This is a genomic window from Wenyingzhuangia marina (assembly GCF_900130035.1).
GTDB lineage: Bacteria > Bacteroidota > Bacteroidia > Flavobacteriales > Flavobacteriaceae > Wenyingzhuangia > Wenyingzhuangia marina.
Map to the genome: position 1 here is coordinate 567,837 of NZ_FQXQ01000003.1, position 17,914 is coordinate 585,750.

Here is a 17,914-nt window from a genome sequence, read left to right on the forward strand (position 1 = left end):
CAAGCATTCAAAAAAACATATATTGATAAGCGTTTATGTATTTTTAAGCATGAAAAAAATTAAAAAAACATTTATTTATATTATTTTAATTTTTGGAGTAATATCTTGTTCAGATACTAATGATAATATTGTTGTGCCTGTAGACAATTTAAGTTTTATGGTACTTTCTATGTCAGATGACTATTCTTCTGTATATCAATTAAATGTACACGAGTCGGGAGAGGTGATAGAAACTAGTTTAACATCTGAATTCGGGATAAAAAATAGAATTGAATTTATACCTTTTTTGCGTATAGATGGAGATATATTTTTACATAGAGATGTTGGTGTTCTACACATAAAGAATTTGAGGACAAATAAGTCTATATCAATTAATTCTTTATGTGATATTCCGTTAGATAATCATTATTTGAATATAATAACGAACTCAAATAAAGTTTTAATATTTTTTAAACCCTACGATGAAGAAATACTCGTAACAATTGATAAAAATCTAGAAGATATAACTTGTAAAACAATACCAATTAATAAATCTCCTTTTAGGAATTCATCTGATGTTCAATACTTAAGTCCAAAACATATTTTGTTTGACAAAAAATATATATTAGAGGATAATTTTAGTTACAAAAAATTCTGGTATAGTTTTAATATTGAATCAAATCAACTAGATAGTGTAAGTTACGAAACATTAACTAACCAAAATAATCTTCTTTCTATACCTATTGTAACGGGTGGGGATAAGTTTTATGCTTTCTCTGGCAAAGCTTATAAGGTATTTGATTATGAATTAAATCTGTTACAAGAGGTAACCCTTGAAGAATATCTTCATCCAATCTATGGTAGTCACATTATAGATCATAAAATAAAAGTAGAGATACTTAAACCAACTGAAACAGGATACACTAGAACACCAAATGTGTATGATATAGATCAACGAAAATTCTTAATAGAGGAAAATTTATCTCTTAAGAAGGAGAAGATATCTAATTTTGGAGTTGTATTGATGTATGAATTTGATCTGAAAAGAGAACATATTATTTATAGCATATTTGATCAATATTCCGGATTTAAAATTATAATTACAGATTTTAAAAAGAATGTTTTACATGTAATTCCTATCAACTCAAAGCCTCTTAAAATAAGCATTCTATAGTTTCGTCAGTTGTTTTTAAAATCAAGTTAATAATTTAGAAGTGTAGACTAAAGTTATTAAAAATACATATGCTTTTTTATAAAAAAGTTAACTATAATTAAGTGTCGTAAATGAATATGAAGAATCGTAAAGAAGAGCATTGGACTACTTGTTTAGATTGTAAAGGACAAGGTAAAAAGAAGAAGAGGATTCGGAAAAAAGAACGTCTGTATCATGAATGGAAACAGGCTCAGTTTGAAAAAGAAAGTCAAAAAGTAGAATCGCCAATAGCTCCTGAGAAATCATATTTAAGATGTAAAAAATGTGCAGGAACGGGCTTGGTTCGTTCGGAGTTTTTACCTGAAATCAAGCAACAAAATTATCCACATGTAGCCATTATTGGAGGTGGGATAGGAGGGATGGCTTTGGCTGTGGCTTGCTTTCACAGACAAATTCCTTTTACTGTTTATGAAAGAGATGAAAGTTTTGATGCTAGATCTCAAGGATATGGATTGACTTTACAGCAAGCAAGTAAAGCTATGGAAGGATTTGGAATTACATCATTAGAACAAGGAGTAGTCTCTACTAGGCATGTTGTACATAATAGTAAAGGAATTATACTTGGAGAATGGGGAATGAGGAAGTGGATAGAATCAGGAGAAAATAAAAAACCAAAAAAGACCAATATACATATTGCAAGACAGTCTTTACGTTTGAATTTGTTAAAGCAATTAGGTAATGATAATAACGTACAGTGGGGACATCAATTTTTAGGTTTTAAACAAAATGAAGATGCAAGTGTAACTTTGAATTTTAAAGTAAACGATAAAATTATTCAAAAAAAAGCAGATCTTGTTGTTGGGGCTGATGGTATTCGTAGTTCTGTAAGAAAATTATTGATAGGTGATGATATTACACCTTTACGTTATTTAGGTTGTATTGTTATTTTAGGAATTTGTCCTTTGTCTGTCTTAAAAGAGTTGAATAGTGATTTGTTAGATTCGGCTACCGTTTTTCAAACAGCAAATGGTCACGAAAGGATTTATATGATGCCTTTTACTAAGGATTCAATCATGTGGCAACTCAGTTTTCCGTTGTCTGAAGAAGAAGCTAAAAATTTAAGTGCACAAGGTGCTAAAAAATTAAAAGAAGAGGCTTGTAAAAGATTGCCATGGCATCATCCAATTCCGCAAATTTTAGAAGCGACTTTAGAAAAGAATATTTCTGGATACCCTGTATATGATAGGGCGTTACTGAAACCAGCATTTTTAAAAAAATGGGAACAAATTACGCTTATTGGAGATGCGGCACATCCAATGAGTCCTTTTAAAGGTCAGGGAGCAAATCAAGCTTTGTTAGATGCTTTGGCTTTGGCCAGAACTATCACAAAAGGTATTTCTACTAATTGGAGGGAAGTTGGTATAAGGAAAAGTATATTAAATCAATTTGAATCTGAAATGTTGGAAAGAAGTGCTATAAAAGTAAAAGAATCTGCCTCTGCTGCTGATTTTTTACATTCAGAAATAGTACTTCATAAAGGAGATGAACCAAGGGGTAAAATTCTTAAGAGCAGTAGATAATTAGTATTTATTTCAGTCATCTAAAAAAAAACGTTTGATAGAGTTATATAACCCTATCAAACGTATACAAATAATTAGATAAGTTTTAAATCATGAGCGTTTTTACAAGCTCAATTTCTTCTAATATATTCTCAAAAAAGGTTTGTAAATTAATATCTTCTAAATCTTTTAACTGTTCTAGTTCAGTTGCCATTTCAGATAATTTATTCATGCCAGCTGTAGAGGTTGTCCCTCTTAATTTATGTCCTATTTGTTTAATTCCTTTTAAATCTTCATTTTCAATATGTTTTTTGAGAATGTCAACAGATTCTTTTAACTGTTCTTTAATTAACTCTTGTATTTGCTTTAAAGCATCTATATCTTCACCATAATAGGTTTTTAATTGATTGATGTTAAAATGTTGTTCCATTTCTTCTAAAGTTAGTTCTGTACTTGAATTTATTTCTGTTTGTTCTTCTTTAGGAAGCCATTTATCAAACATGGCTGTAAGTTGATCTTCTATAATTGGTTTTATTAAAAAGTCATCCATTCCAATAGCTAGGCATTTTTCTTTTTCACCTTTAACATTACCAGCAGTAATTGCAATGATAGGAGTATGAATTTTAGTGTTTTTTTCTATTTCTCTAATTTTTTGAGTAGCCTGATATCCATTCATTCCTGGCATTTGAACATCCATTAAAATTAAGTCAAACTTGTCAGACTCATAAAATTTAATACCCTCTAAACCATCAACAGCTTCAACTAGTAAAGCATTAGGTATTTGTTTTTTGATGATTGTTTTTGCTAAAAATCTGTTTACACTATTGTCTTCAATAATTAGAATTTTTAGATTGGATTTAAAATTAGAATGATCTTCTGTTTCTATTTCAATAGTTTTGTTAACACCATTATGTTGACCTCTTAACTGCGATAATGTTTTGTATATCTCGTGAGCTTTTACAGGTTTTGTTAATCGTTTTGATACCCCTAACTCTTTACACTTAGGAAAAATATCAGCATCACTAGAAGAACTGTACAACAATATAATAGGAGATATTTCTGGAGAAGGAAAGAAACTGTCTCTAATTTTCTGAATAGTTTCAATTCCATTCATATAAGGCATATGATAATCCATAATAATGACATCATATTCATTGTTTTCAGATAAATATAACAAAGCCTCAAATCCACTTTTAGCTTCATCAGAAGCAATGTTTTCTAATTTTAATATTTGCTTTAAGATATTTCTATTGTTTTCGTTATCGTCAACAATTAAAACATTTTTAATAGATTCTAAATTTTCCCAAATGATTTCTTCTCCTTTTTCTGTGTTTAGAGTAATATCAAAGTAAAAAGTACTTCCTTTACCAACGGTACTAGTTAATTCTAATTTACTATTCATCATTAGCAATAGTTTGTTAGAAATGGTTAAGCCTAAACCTGTAGCTCCATATTTTTTTGTGGTTGATGAATCTTCTTGAGAAAAAGCTTCAAATATTTTCTGTTGTTTTTCTTGTTTAATACCTACTCCAGTATCTCTAACACTAAATCGAATGGTTTTTAAGTCTCCTTTGCTTTCTAGTATTTCAACTTTTAATTCAATTTCTCCTTTTTCTGTAAATTTGGTAGCATTTCCTAATAAATTGATAAGGATTTGTTTTAATCTAATGGCATCAGCCCAAATAAATCTTGGTACATCAGGGGAAATGTTTAACAACATTTCTAAATGTTTTTGTTGTATTTGATAGTTAACAATATCTGTTGAATGGGCACCAATATCATAGACGTCACATTTTTCAATATCTAATTCTAATTTACCTGCTTCAATTTTAGAAAAATCTAAAATGTCGTTGATGATATTTAACAGTCCGTTAGCAGATTGATTTACAATATTTAGATATTGTTGTTGTGTTTCTGTTAAGTTTGTTTTTAATACCAAATCTGTAAATCCAATCACTCCATTTAATGGGGTTCTGATTTCGTGACTCATATTAGCTAAGAACTCAGATTTTGCAACACTAGCTTGTTCTGCTAATATTTTTGATTTTTTTAATTCCTCTTTCTGACGAATCATATAGCTGATGTTCTGAGTAAAGATCATCATTCCTCCAATTCTTTTATCAAAAGTGTACCAAGGTCTCATTACCCACGTAATAGAATGTTTTCTGTTTGATGTTTTTGAAATGTATTGATCTTCTTCTTTTTTATGGATATTCCCGTTTTTTAAGACGTCTTGATGAATTTCTTTCATTTCCTTTCCTAAAACACAGTCAATATCATAATGAGATTTTCCTATAATATCTTGATTCTCTAAATGATAATCATTAATCCATTTTTTACTAACCTCAATATAATTCATCTTAGCATCTAGCATGGCTACAGCAGCAGGAGCATTTTCTACAAAGGCAGATAATCTTGCTCTTTCAGCAAGTAAATCACTTTCAAATTGTTTTCTTTTGGTAATGTTTGTAGCAACTCCTAAATATCCTATGATTTGATTTTCACTATTTTTAATAATAGTAACAACTAATGATACTATTAGTTTTTCTCCATCTTTCGTTATGTATGTCCATTCCCTTTGTTCAGAACCATGTTTTTCTGCCATGTAAACAAACGTTCTAAATCCTTCAATTTTTTCTCCTTCAGACTTTGTAAGTTCTAGACCTCTCTGTTTTACTTCTTCTGGATTATGAATAATAGCAGGGCTATTTTTTCCGACCATTTCTTTTTCAGAATATCCTAGAAGGTTTTGAGCCCCTTTGTTAAAAACCGTAATAAGCCCATCTGTATCTGTAGCAATAATTGCTACCTGAGAAGCAGCTTTTAAGATATCATTTAGTAATTTTTTAGATTCTTTAGACTGAATTTCAGCAAATTTTCGTGGACTAATATCTTGAAAAGTACCTAATAGTCTTACGCATTTTCCATCTTTAATTTCAGGATGTCCAATGGCTCTTACCCATATACTGTTGCCTTTTTTAGTAACCAATTCTAGTTCTAAATCCCATTTTTTATTATTCTCAATACTATTATTTACTGCTTCAATAATTGCATATCTTGATGCTCCTTCTTTGTAAAAATTAATTCCAGTTTCCATATCTGGAATAAAATCATCATCAACTTCATGAATTTTCTTGGTCATTTCGGTCCAATGGACTTTGTTTTTAATCAAGTCTACTTCCCAACCACCAACTCTTGAAACTTTGTTGGTTTGTTCTAATATATCTTTTGTTTTTTGTAGATCTTTTTCTAAATAATATTGCTCTGTAATATCTACTGCATTTCCAATTACATAATATTTATCTAAATCATCACTTTGTAAAGTATTACTAAAGAGCCATATTTTTATGGAACCATCTTTTGATTTGGTAACCATTTGTCCTTTAAAGACTTTATTGTGTTTGATAGCCATTAAGTATTGGTGGATATTATCGTGTCTTTCTTCTGGTACGATATCAAATAAAGTAAAGTTTAAAACTTCTTCAACAGTATATCCTATAGCTGCTGCTCCTGAAGTATTAACAGTTAAAAGTTTTCCGTTTAAATCATGAGTACACATCAATCCCTGAGAATTTTCAAAAAAGGATTTAAATCTTTTTTCGCTATTGGTAAGTTTTAAGGAAAGTTTAATATCATCAGTAATATCTCTGGCGTTTGCAAAAATATTTCCAGTGTTAGGCTCAGGTGTTGCTACCCATTGTAACACTTTGTAATCTCCTGATTTTGTTCTAAATCTATGAGTAAAATTAATGGTTTCAAACCCTTGTCCAAGTTTCTGAATTTCTTCCATACTACTTTGTTGATCTTCGGGATGGATGTAATCAAAAAAGGAATTGTTTAATAACTCATCTAATTCCCAATCCAAACAATTTTGAAAAGCAGGGTTTACTTTTTTAAAGAAACCATTTGTGTTAGCAATACATATTAAATCTTTGGAGTGTAAAAATAACTTGCTAAAATATTTATGTTCCTCTAAATTCCTTCTTTTTACAATTAAATCGGTGGCTTCTTTGGCTAGTATTTTAAGTGCTTTGCTTTGTTTTTCGGTAATTTTTCTAGGGATAGTGTCAATTACACATAGTGTTCCTAAAGCATGTCCGTTAGGATCTATAAGTGGCTGACCGGCGTAATATTTAATGTTAGGATCTCCAGTAACCAAAGGATTGTTGCTGTATCTATCATCTTTGGTAGCATCTTCTATTTCAAAAATTTCATTTTGTTCAATAGCATTATTACAAAAAGCTATTTCTCTAGGGGTTTCACTAGCTTCTAGTCCTTGTTTAGATTTAAACCATTGCCTTTCTCCATCAATTAAAGAAATTAAGCACATTGGGGTTTCACATATTAAAGAAGCTAATTTGGTAATTCTATCAAAATCTTCTTCAGCTTCGGTGTCTAAAATTTCATAATCAAGTAGGGCTTGTAGTCTTTCAATTTCTTTTTGATTCTTGTTTTTATCGAAGTTGCTCATGGGGCTTTTTTGTTTTTGAAGAAATAATTAATCTATAAGAGAGTTTCTTAATAAATAAGTTTTAATGAAAATAAGAATATATTATGACATTAAACATAGTTAACGCCTACTTTTTTCCTAACTTTATTAATCATAAAAAAAATCCCCTATGAGGCAAAATCATTTGACTTTAAAAAAAGTTACTTTGTTGTTTATACTTATTTGTTGTACTAAGAATGGATTTTCTCAAGATTTTTCTTCGGATGAGCTTTTTACACAGGCTAGAAATGCAGCATTTAAGGAAGATGATTATTCCAAAGCTATTTTATTAAGTAAAAAAGCGCTAGAGAAAAGTCCAGATTATGCAGATATCAGAATTTTTTTAGGTAGAGTTTATACTTGGTCAGATAAAAATGAAGCAGCCAGAAAAGAGTTTAATATTGTTTTAAAAAAATCTCCTGATAATGAAGAAGCAAGCATTGCATTGGCAAATGTCGAGTTTTGGAATAATAAGTCTAGAGAAGCACTAAAGGTAATTAATGCAGCATTAGAACATCATCCTAGTTCAGTAGATTTATTACTTTATAAAGCAAGGTTATTAAACGATATAAAAAAATGGTCTGAAGCAGAAGAAGTGGTTGAGTTAGTATTAAAACAGGATGCTACCAATGATAAGGCCAGATCGATGCTTATAAAAATTAAAGATAATTCTTTTAAAAATCAAGTAGGTATTTCTTATGAGTATGTATATTTTGACAAACGTTTTAATGATCCGTGGCATCTAACGAGTATAGATTATAGCACGCAAACATCAATAGGTTCTGTAATAGCAAGAGTAAATTATGCCAATAGGTTTTTAACCAATGGTTTGCAATATGAAATAGATGCATACCCTAGTTTTACTGAAAATTCTAGAGCATATATGAGTATAGGTTATTCTGATGCTAGTATTTTTCCTAAATACAGAGCAGGGTTTTCCTTTTACTATGATTTACCTAAAAGTTTTGAAGCAGAAGCAGGTTTTAGATATTTAAACTTTGGGAGTGATACATGGATTTATACAGCTTCTGTTGGTAAATATTACAAAAGCTATTGGTTTAATTTTAGGACTTATTTAACTCCTTCTGAAAATGATTTATCTAGGTCTTTTTCTTTTTCTACAAGATATTATTATAGCGGAACAGATGATTATATTGGAATAAGAATCGGTTCTGGTTTATCTCCTGATGATTCGTCAAATGCAAATTTGATAGGAACCTCAACATATAAATTAACAACTCATAATATCAATTTAAATTATAGAAAAACAATTAAAAAACTGAATGTGATTACATTAAGTGCAGGGTTTGAAAATCAGGAATATAGAGTTGATACTAGAGGTAATCAAATTGATTTTGGAATAAGTTATTCAAGACGTTTTAGATAAATGAAAAGAAAACATGTATATATAGTTGGATCCATTGTTTTATTTCTTCCTTTTTGGATGTGGTTGTTTTGGTTGTTTACACCTAAAACATTAATGCTTGGTTCTATAGTAGACAAAACAGTGTTAACCCCAAAGGGACAAGAACATATTTCCTTAACATGGATGTTAAATCATAAAAAAATGACCAAAACATCTACCAAACTTTATGAAGTAGGTCATGATTATTTTGGTTTTTTTCCAAAAGAAGATGAAAAGTTTAGAACAAAAGGTTTAGAAAGATTTACAGATCAACAATTAGAAAAATTAAGTAATGATGTTGATTTTACTTATTACACTGATACCTATGGAATATATAATAATGAGTGGTATGTAAAAGATACTACCAAAACAAGATATGGTAAATTATATGGAGGTTTAAGTCAAGAAGACTTAGATTTTTTGACTTATATGAAAGAAAAAAAGAAGTTAATTTTAGCTGAATTCAATACTATTGCATCTCCTACTTCTGCCAATATTAGACGAAAATTTGAAAAACTTTTTGGAATGCATTGGACTGGTTGGACAGGACGTTATTTTGACAGCTTTGATACTATTAAAAATTTAGAACTACCTACTTGGTTAATTGAGAATTATAAGAAAAATCACAAAGAAGGATGGACTTATAAAAAGTCTGGAGTTGCCTTTGTGAATGATAGTGGTAATGTGGTTGTTTTAGAGGATAGTCTAGATTTAAACAACGATTTACCACACATATACTCAAATAAAAAAGGACAAGAAGTGTATGGGTTGCCTGAAAAAATGAAATATTCTTTTTTGGTTTGATATTATTACTGTTAACCCAAATGTAAATGAAATTATTTCGGGTTATCAATTAGATGTAAATGAACACGGAGCAAATAAGCTAAAAGAGAATAAAATACCTAAAAACTTCCCTGCGGTAATAAGACATAAAAAAGGTGGTTATAGATTTTATTATTTTTCTGGTGATTTTTCAGACAATCCTATAAGTATGACTAGCTCTTATTTTAAAGGAATTAATTATTTTAAATGGTTGTTTTATGATACCTCAAAACCAACTGAAAGAAAAAGCTTTTTTTGGGAGTTTTATTATCCTTTATTAAACACCATTCTTGAAGAAGAAAAAGAGATTCTAAATAAATAATTAAATATATTATTTAGTGTATTTATTATAAATAGAGTCCGGAATTATTTTTTTATCCAAGGTTATACTCTTACTTTTTCTTTTAAAAGTATTAAATACGTTTTTAATTCTATTTTTAATATCATCATCATTAAGAGTAGCTTCACCAAGATTTTGATTTAATTCAAATAAATTATCTCCATTTAAATGATAGTTTCCTAGAATATAATCATTTATATCTGTTTTGGTTTGTATTAATGGATAACTGTGAATATTTCTAAAGCTACGAATGGTATCCAAACCATCACCCATCCAGCTAGCAATACTTGGTGTTTTAATATTGTAACTATTTTTTAAATAAGATAATAGGCTAGGAGCAATGTCAAAATGTGTAGAAACGGATGCAAACATTTCATTTTGTTTTAACATTGGAGAATATATAATTAAAGGTACGTGATACCTGTCTATTTTAGTAGCCATAGGAATTTCTGGCAATCGATGATCTCCAGTAATTATAAAGATGGTATTTTTAAAATCAGGTCTTTTTTTGTATTCATTTATAAATTCTTTAACGGCATCATCTGCATACATTATAGAAGCAAACTGAGCTTTATAATTTCTTCTTGTTTTTTTTGTGTTTTCGTCAAAGTTTAGTTCGTTTAATCTGTCTTCAAATTTTTGATTGTATTTTTCTTGTTCTTCAACTAAAAATGGACTGTGAGTGGCTACCGTTAATAATACACTTAATTTAGGGGTTTTGTTAGGATTGTTTGAGTTTAAAAAATGTTTAAACAAAGCTTTGTCACTGTATCCCCAAGAGAATCCACTATTAGATGCAGCTGGTAATTTTATTGCATTTTTAGGAAAACTATCATAATCATTTATTTCAACATTGTTTTGTTCTAAAAACAATTTCATATTGTCAAATTTAGATTCTCCGCCGTAATAAAATGAGCTTTCGTAACCATTATTATTTAATATGTTGAATAGTGATAAATGTTTTGGCATTTTGTTTCCAAGCGCTAAATATCCATTCTCTCCAAACGGAAGAGAAGCCATTAAAGATGGAAGTACGGCAAAGGTTCTACCTCCTTCACTTAAAAAGTTTTTCCAATACAAACTTTCGGTAGATAAAGAATCTATAAAAGGAGTAAAGTTTCCTAAATAAGCTCCTTTATTTGTAAATGCTCGTCCTAAACCTTCTACCAATAAAATAACAATATTAGGTTTTTGATCAGATTTGTTAATAAAAGTACTTAGTACATCAGGGCTATTGTTTTCATGTAAAAAAGGATAGTTTTCTTCATCAATATATTCAAAATATAATGTTTTTACATCTTCTCCTTCATAGTCTCCAATATAACTATCAGCATAAATATCTAGTTCATATTCTTTTGGAAAAAAATGATTGTATGAACTTTTATAAAAAAAATCACTTTTATTTAAAACCAAACTATTTTCAAAATCTGAATTAAATTTAATAATCTGATTGATATTATTAAGGTTAAAAAAAAGTAGTATTATAGAAATTACAGGTAAAGAAAAAGCAATTTTATATGGGAGTTTTATGAATTTATATCCAATATTTAAAAAGAAAACGACTAAAATAGATATTACAACAATTCCTATAATTGGTAAAAAACCAATACCTCCTGATGATTCAAGAGTTTGTTTAATATCTTCAAACGAATAGTTATAAATATCAGCCCCTAAAGGTACTAAAGCGGTTTTAAAATATTGGATCAAACAAATTTGAATAATAGCTAATATGATGATGAATGTATAAGCTGTTATTTTGGCTACTTTTTTATTATTCATAAATAATATTAAGTAGATGAAATATTCAAAGATTAACCACTTTGCCCAAAAAATAATGTTTAAAACCATAGACCATAGACCCGTTTTTATAACATTGGAAGGGAATTCATTGGTAACACCATTATAGATAATTTCTCCAAAGGAGAATAAAAATAGGATTATAAGCCAAGTAATAAAAACACCTGAAAAGGTTCTATTAGCATCTAAAAACTGATGAAATTTAGAGGTTTCTTTTATTGATTTCATGATTTAGGTGTTTTATTGGTTGTTCCAAATCCGGTTCTAGTCATTTCTCCCCAGCTTTTCTTTTTTCTAAGATAATCTATATTACCTCTAATGGCTGAGTAGACTACAAATGGATGAAAAAATATTGGTTCTAACATGGCTGTAAGAACCAGTTTTAATATTTCTGACTTTTTTTTGTATTGATTATAGGTGAGGACTTCCATTAAAATGGCAAATACAGAATATAAAATTCCGAAACTAAAAACCATCAATAATAAGTTTATAAAATAAGTCCAGTTAATCATTCCGAAATAAGCAAAAAAAGCCAAACTTATTAGTCCGAAAAATTCAATAATAGGAGCAAGAAATTCAAAGAAAAACCAATAAGGATAGCTCAATAATCCTAAAATTCCATAATCAGGATTGAAAAACATTTTTTTGTGAATTTTAAGGGTTTCTATGGTTCCTCTTGTCCATCTATTTCGTTGTCTTCCTAAGATTTTAAAATTATCAGGGGCTTCTGTCCAGCATAATGGATCTGGAATAAAACTTACTTTATAAGGTAGCTCTAATTCTTCCATATAACGTCTCATTCTTACAACCAATTCTATATCTTCTCCAACGGTTTCAGTATCATACCCTCCACATTTAATGGCTATTTCTTTATCAAAAGCACCAAAAGCACCAGAAATAAGTAGCAACCCGTTTAATCTACTCCATGCCATTCGTCCTAATAAAAAGGCTCTAATATATTCTAGGGTTTGTACTCTTGGCAAGAATTTTTTTGGTAGGTTTACTTGTATAAGTCTTCCATTTTCTATCACACAGCTATTGGCAATTCTAATTACTCCGCCTGTAGCAATTACTTTTTTAGTAGTGTTTTCTAAAAAAGGTTTTACCAACTTTAAAAGTGAGTCTTGTTCTAAAATACAATCAACATCTACACAAACGGCATATTCATAGCTAGATATATTAATTCCAGTATTTAAAGCATCTGCTTTTCCACCGTTTTCTTTATCAACCACAATTAGTTTTCGGTAAATTAGTTTTCTACTTTTGTAAACTCCTTTAACAGGTTTTGTTTTTATTTGTGAATTCACAAAATAAGATGTTTTATACAAATCGTATTTGTCAATCAACTTTTCTAGAGAATCATCTTTACTTCCGTCATTAACAATAATAAGTTCAAGGTTATTATAATGTAAAGAAAGTAGTGATCTTACATTTTCAATAATAGTAGCTCCTTCGTTATAAGCTGGAGCAATAATTGAAACTCTAGGAGCTTTAGATGATGATGAAATAGCGTTGTAATCAGTAAAACTGTTTTTATTTAAATAATGTTTAGTTTCTCCAATAGAGTAGACACCAATGAAAATGTATGATATGATGAGTATTAAGGAATACATCATTATACCATAACTAAATATTTCAAAAAATAAAGATTGCCAACTCATATTCTAATTTCCTCTTTTATTTGTAAAATAATTAAATTCATAGGATAAATGTCAGGATTTAATTCTTTACATATTGTTTCAAAATTATTAGGGTTGATTTTAGCAATTGTTCTAGTTAAAACAGTTTTTAATTGAATATTTTCTGTTTGTAATTGATTGATTAAAAAAGGAATATCATCATCTGTTCCTATTTCTTGTAATGACTTGGCTATTACTATTTTATTACTAAAGACTTCGGATTCAAATATCTTAGTAAATAGGTTTGATGTTGAATTGTTAAAGATTTTAGTAATGGTTTTAATGGTTTGTTGTCTAACATTCTCGTCAGAATGATAAATACAAAGTTCTACTTCTTTGTAGAGTTCAAACAAATGGTATTCATCAACAAGTTTTAATGCAAAAATAACTACACTGGTGTTTTTAGATTTTAACCATACGTCAACACCATTAAAACTATCATAATCAAAATGGGAAAGTTCCCTGAGTAATATCATTTGGTACCATTCAGAAATAGGTTGAGTAACACTATCTAAAAACTTTAGACCTTTAAAACCCACTAGTTTAATAATAGCTATTTGTGCTTCGGCTCTAACCAATTCATTTTTATGATTTGTATTTTTATAAACTTTATCATACATGCTCTCAAGCTTCATAATTCCAATTTCTTGGATTGCTTTAGCTTTTATATGCCAGTTTTTTACATTCAAATTTTCAATTACATATTTATCTAAATGAAGATGAAGGTATAGTTTCCTTAATGAATTGTTAGAGTTTCCAGAAAAACTAATAGTAGCTGATAGTATTTTTTTGGTGATTAATTTTCTAAAAGTTTTAATAAGCAATAAGCTCTCTATACTTTTTTGATGATTTTTTACATTTATATCATCTGAGTAGACTGTATTGTTAATGATATTGTTGCATATTTTTGACCATCTCTTATATTTTTCTCTGTTGATATTTTTGATATATAAAATAACAAGCATATAAATAAGTAATACTAAAGAAGTACCAAAAAATAGATATATTAATGGTTTTAGTTGAATCATTAATTATTTTTTTCTTAATGCAAATCTTTTTATTCGTATAGATAATTCACTAGGACTAAATGGTTTTGAGATAAAATCATCGGCACCTAGTTCAAAAGCTTCTAAAACAACTTCTTCTTGCCCCATGGTTGTTAAAATAATAATAGACATTTCATCTTTGTATTTTTCTTTAACAGTTCCAATAATTTCTAAACCAGAAACATAGGGCATCATAATATCTGAAATAATCAAATCGGGTCTATGTTCTTCTATTTTTTCTAATGCTTCACGTCCATCAATAGCGGTAATAATTTCATGGCCGTCTTTTTTTAATCTAAACTCTAAGGTGTTTAATATCAGGGCATCATCTTCAGCAATCAAAATTTTCATAGCACTTGTTTTTAGAGGTAATTAACTAATGTTTATTATATAAGGCTTGTACTAATATAGTGGTTTCTTTTGATACTTTTTACTACAAAAACCATTTTTTAAGTACTTTATTTTAGCTAGATAATTTTCTTTTTTATGTAAAAAATTATTAAGAGACTTGTATAACAAAATAGACTTGTTATATTTGCACTCGCAAACGAGAAATCGTGAGACGCTCAGGAGAAATGGCAGAGTGGTCGAATGCGGCAGTCTTGAAAACTGTTGACTGTAACAGGTCCGGGGGTTCGAATCCCTCTTTCTCCGCAACTTTTAGTTCAAAAGTACCCAAAACCTTATAAACGCTATGTTTATAAGGTTTTTTTGTGAGTCAATATTTGATGTTAAACTAAATTATTTCATATATTAGGTCAGTAATTCGGTTAGTACAATTTAAGCTTTAAAAATACTAACCTCTTTACCTTGAAAAGATACTATTAGTTTGATTTGACTTTCGTCCAATGTTTTACCACAAAAGACGATTACTATGGTATCTAAAATTTAGTTTATTAAATAACATATCCATAAATTTAGATAGGTCATCTCTAATAAATAAAATATGAAAAAAGAGTTTCTTTAATAGATGCTTGTATAAATATGTGTTTTTGTTCTTATTTATTTATAAGAAACGTTAATAAACAATGAAGAAAATATTATTTGGACTATTTATTACGACTAGAATAATTGCTTTTTTTGGTCAGTTATCAGAATCAAAGAAAGTCCAATCTTTAGAGCCTAATTTGCTTCTTTCATTTTTTATGGAATTGACTTGCGTGAATATAAGGAGATTACCAAAGCTGCAAATTCAGGATGGTCACCTCTTCCAGCAGGTACATTTACAAATCATATTAATTTTGCTAAATGGTACACTACTCAATGGGACTTGAGGATGATGGATGTAGTGAAGCATTATAATCCTGATTTTATTTATACCGATGGGACTGTTCAGGAACCTTTTACAGGAAATGGAACAGGAACAGGAATTAAAGCTAATGCAATGCCACTGGTGATGGCAGATTATTACAATAGAACACTTCAAAGACGTGGTAAGGTTAATACTTTTAGCATTGTTAAATTCAGAGATAAGACTAATGGTACGGTTAATATCGAAGAATTTGGGATTCCGGCTAAAATTAATACCGATCAACCATGGATTGCTGAAGCTCCAGTAGGTGATTGGTTTTATGCCCCAGATTTTACTTATGATTCTGGTATGATGATTCGTTATATAATTGAAGCTATAGTACATGACGGAAATGCAGCATTGTGTATTTCATTACTGCCAGATGGATCAATTAATCAAGAGAGTCAAAAGATGTTGAAAGAAGTTGGAGATTGGATGCGTCTTAATGGAGAAGGAGTATATGGAAGTCATGCATGGAATATTCCTGGTGAAGGAGAAACAGTAGATGGAAAATTAAAAATGCTTCCCGGAGGAAAACTAGGAAATAAACATGCAGATTTTAAATTTAGTTCTCAAGATTTTCGTTTTACGATAGGAAAAAATGGTTCTCTTTATACATTTTGTATGACTGTTCCAGAGCCGAATAAGCAGCTGAAAATAAAATCAATTGGTACAAATTTAAAATATTTTAATAAGTCAATCACAAATGTAAAATTACTAGGATATGATGGCAAATTAGAATGGAAGCAAGAACCTGATGGACTTATAATTATTTGTCCTGAGAATATGCCTTTTGAAACAGCTATTGTTTTCAAAATAAACTGATGGTTTCGGTAAAAAAATAAAAATTGAAGTTTTTCTACTTAAGATGAGATTCATCAAAAAAAACAATTAGACTTCCTTTATTTTTATTGATGTTAATACTGTGAGTATATAAATTTTATTTTGTAATTAGCTATATTTACGTGTTTTATATACTAGCATTAAATAACAAATCATGATTATTAATAACCTGAAAATAATTGTACTTATTTTAATTCTTCAAGCTTGTAAACCGCAAAAAACTTTTGTGACTACTAATGAAACATCACCATTAATAAAAAAAGGAGAACACTTACAGTTGGTATCTGATGAATTTAAATTTACAGAAGGACCTACTGCCGATGAAAAAGGAAATGTTTTTTTTACAGATCAACCTAATAATAGAATTTTAAAATGGGATGCTATTACAAATAAGATAACCGTATATATGGAGCCAGCAGGTAGGTCAAATGGTTTATACTTTGATAATACAGGAAATCTTTTAGCTTGTGCTGATGAAAAATTTGAATTATGGAAAATAGATGTAAATAAAAACATAGAAGTGCTTATTGATAATTATAAAGATCAAAAATTAAATGGTCCCAATGATTTATGGATTGATGAAAAAGGAGGTATCTATTTTACCGACCCTTACTATCAAAGACCATACTGGAATAGAACTGTTCCAGAAATTACAAAGCAGAATGTATATTATTTAACCCCTGATAGAGATAAAATAAAATTGGTAGCAGAAAATCTTATTAAACCAAATGGTATTATAGGAACTGCTGATGGTAAAACAATTTATGTTGGAGATATTGGGGATGAAAAAATATATACTTATAGGATTGATTCAGATGCAAGTCTTTCAAATCAAACGTTATTCACTAAAATGAAATCTGATGGAATGACGATAGACAATCAAGGAAATATTTATTTAACCAATAATAAAGGCGTAGCGGTCTTTAATAAAAATGCTGTACAGATTTTGAATATACCAATAGATCAAAATTGGACATCTAATGTTACATTTGGAGGTGTTAATAGAGATGTTCTTTTTATAACAGCTTCTACTGCGGTTTATACTTTAAAAATGAATGTAAAAGGGATCAGGTAAATTTTTTATTCATAATATTTTTGGATAAAATAACACATGATACTTTAAGTTTTAATACTAAAGAAAAAGATAGATATTACTTTTATTATTCTCGGTCTTTGGTAAAATAATTATTTAATTTATTGACTTCTGATAAGAGTTATATTTATAAAAGAGATATGATCTTTGAATAATAAACAAAACAATCGGTTGTGTAATTGTATAGTATTTGTATTTTAGCATAATTGATTTTCTTTTGTGTATACCAAAGAATTAACAATACAAGTGCTTAATAAAACTTATAAATAAACTTAAATAATTAAAACATGAGTAAAACGATTGATCAATTATCGTCAGATAATATAAGAGCATTAGCGATTTCTATGGTAGAGAAGGCAAATTCTGGACATCCAGGAGGCCCTATGGGAGGAGCAGATTTCATGCATATTTTGTATTC

At 29.0% G+C, this 17,914-nt stretch carries 12 protein-coding genes, 1 tRNA gene and 1 pseudogene; 9 read left to right on the forward strand and 5 right to left on the reverse strand.

Annotated features, from left to right (window positions below; genetic code table 11):
• Positions 1 to 49: 49 nt before the first annotated feature.
• Positions 50 to 1,153: a hypothetical protein gene (locus BUB70_RS09430; RefSeq protein ID WP_073120867.1), complete on the forward strand. Its 1,104-nt coding sequence runs from the start codon at positions 50 to 52 to the stop codon at positions 1,151 to 1,153.
• A 110-nt stretch (positions 1,154 to 1,263) separates the two neighbouring features.
• Complete coding sequence (locus tag BUB70_RS09435) at positions 1,264 to 2,712, forward strand: FAD-dependent oxidoreductase (protein WP_143155280.1); 1,449 nt, start codon at positions 1,264 to 1,266, stop codon at positions 2,710 to 2,712.
• A gap of 85 nt (positions 2,713 to 2,797) precedes the next feature.
• Here BUB70_RS09435 and BUB70_RS09440 read toward each other — a convergent pair whose 3' ends face one another.
• The gene (locus tag BUB70_RS09440) at positions 2,798 to 7,162 is read right to left on the reverse strand and encodes a PAS domain S-box protein (RefSeq protein ID WP_073120869.1); all 4,365 of its coding nucleotides are present in this window, start codon (positions 7,160 to 7,162) and stop codon (positions 2,798 to 2,800) included.
• 148 nt (positions 7,163 to 7,310) lie between these two features.
• On the opposite strand from BUB70_RS09440, the gene BUB70_RS09445 reads away from it, so the two are divergent.
• The 3 genes from BUB70_RS09445 to BUB70_RS14265 all read left to right on the forward strand — a co-directional run bounded on the left by BUB70_RS09445 (position 7,311) and on the right by BUB70_RS14265 (position 9,729).
• Positions 7,311 to 8,567, forward strand: coding sequence for a YaiO family outer membrane beta-barrel protein (locus tag BUB70_RS09445; protein WP_073120871.1), 1,257 nt, complete (start codon positions 7,311 to 7,313; stop codon positions 8,565 to 8,567).
• Positions 8,568 to 9,389: a hypothetical protein gene (locus tag BUB70_RS09450; protein ID WP_229742965.1), complete on the forward strand. Its 822-nt coding sequence runs from the start codon at positions 8,568 to 8,570 to the stop codon at positions 9,387 to 9,389.
• 187 nt (positions 9,390 to 9,576) lie between these two features.
• Complete coding sequence (locus tag BUB70_RS14265) at positions 9,577 to 9,729, forward strand: hypothetical protein (protein ID WP_229742964.1); 153 nt, start codon at positions 9,577 to 9,579, stop codon at positions 9,727 to 9,729.
• Positions 9,730 to 9,738: 9 nt separating this feature from the next.
• On the opposite strand, the gene BUB70_RS09455 is transcribed toward BUB70_RS14265, so the two are convergent.
• Genes BUB70_RS09455 through BUB70_RS09470 form a run of 4 tightly spaced genes read right to left on the reverse strand, consistent with a single transcriptional unit; the run spans position 9,739 to position 14,620 of the window.
• The gene (locus tag BUB70_RS09455) at positions 9,739 to 11,772 is read right to left on the reverse strand and encodes an LTA synthase family protein (RefSeq protein ID WP_073120873.1); all 2,034 of its coding nucleotides are present in this window, start codon (positions 11,770 to 11,772) and stop codon (positions 9,739 to 9,741) included.
• Positions 11,769 to 13,205 carry a glycosyltransferase family 2 protein gene (locus tag BUB70_RS09460; RefSeq protein ID WP_073120875.1) on the reverse strand — a complete coding sequence of 479 codons (1,437 nt, stop codon included), beginning with the start codon at positions 13,203 to 13,205 and terminating at the stop codon, positions 11,769 to 11,771. Before BUB70_RS09460 ends, BUB70_RS09455 begins: the two co-directional genes overlap by 4 nt.
• Positions 13,202 to 14,251, reverse strand: coding sequence for a HEAT repeat domain-containing protein (locus BUB70_RS09465; RefSeq protein WP_073120877.1), 1,050 nt, complete (start codon positions 14,249 to 14,251; stop codon positions 13,202 to 13,204). The genes BUB70_RS09460 and BUB70_RS09465 overlap by 4 nt, the downstream gene beginning before the upstream one ends.
• Before the next feature lie 3 nt (positions 14,252 to 14,254).
• Positions 14,255 to 14,620 carry a response regulator transcription factor gene (locus tag BUB70_RS09470; RefSeq protein ID WP_073120878.1) on the reverse strand — a complete coding sequence of 122 codons (366 nt, stop codon included), beginning with the start codon at positions 14,618 to 14,620 and terminating at the stop codon, positions 14,255 to 14,257.
• A 218-nt stretch (positions 14,621 to 14,838) separates the two neighbouring features.
• Between BUB70_RS09470 and BUB70_RS09475 the strand changes: the two genes are divergently transcribed.
• From BUB70_RS09475 to BUB70_RS14055, 4 genes and pseudogenes are all read left to right on the forward strand, one after another.
• Positions 14,839 to 14,923: transfer RNA gene (locus BUB70_RS09475), tRNA-Ser, on the forward strand.
• A gap of 502 nt (positions 14,924 to 15,425) precedes the next feature.
• Entirely contained in the window at positions 15,426 to 16,385 is a 960-nt protein-coding gene (locus BUB70_RS09480) for an alpha-L-fucosidase (protein ID WP_073120879.1), read from the forward strand.
• Between the two features lie 172 nt (positions 16,386 to 16,557).
• Positions 16,558 to 17,478: an SMP-30/gluconolactonase/LRE family protein gene (locus tag BUB70_RS09485; protein WP_073120881.1), complete on the forward strand. Its 921-nt coding sequence runs from the start codon at positions 16,558 to 16,560 to the stop codon at positions 17,476 to 17,478.
• Positions 17,479 to 17,783: 305 nt separating this feature from the next.
• Positions 17,784 to 17,914, forward strand: a pseudogene (locus tag BUB70_RS14055) (transketolase); the annotation flags it as partial.